Genomic DNA, 266 nt, shown 5'->3' with positions numbered 1-266 from the left:
AGTGGTCGCAGCACCAAGCAAGAGGCTGGTTCGGACGATGGCTCATGCAATGTGGGGATGTACAGGCGCCGGGCAAGCAGTCGCTGCAGTACATCAGCCAGCTCGTCGTCCGCGCTCAGTCGCAGATCCGCGCCATTGGGCCCCAGAGTGAGCAGGCCGCTCTCCTTGGCCAGGGTCAGAAGGACGCTGGAGGCAGAGATCAGGATCTGGCGGCTCGGGTCCGCCGTCATGAGGGGAGACTCATCCTCCCCAAGCCAGGCGGAGAG

Annotated in this window: 1 protein-coding gene; it reads right to left on the bottom strand. The window is 64.7% G+C overall.

Annotated features, from left to right (window positions below; translation table 11 throughout):
• Positions 1–230 (bottom strand): hypothetical protein (locus B4920_RS30115; RefSeq protein ID WP_216820067.1); only part of this gene is annotated, 230 nt, incomplete at its 3' end.
• Between the last annotated feature and the right edge of the window lie 36 nt (positions 231–266).

The sequence above is a fragment of the Zoogloea sp. LCSB751 genome, assembly GCF_002028455.1.
Taxonomy (GTDB): domain Bacteria; phylum Pseudomonadota; class Gammaproteobacteria; order Burkholderiales; family Rhodocyclaceae; genus Zoogloea.
The sequence above is the reverse complement of the archived record's forward strand: the minus strand, read 5'-3'. Positions and strand labels throughout refer to the sequence as shown.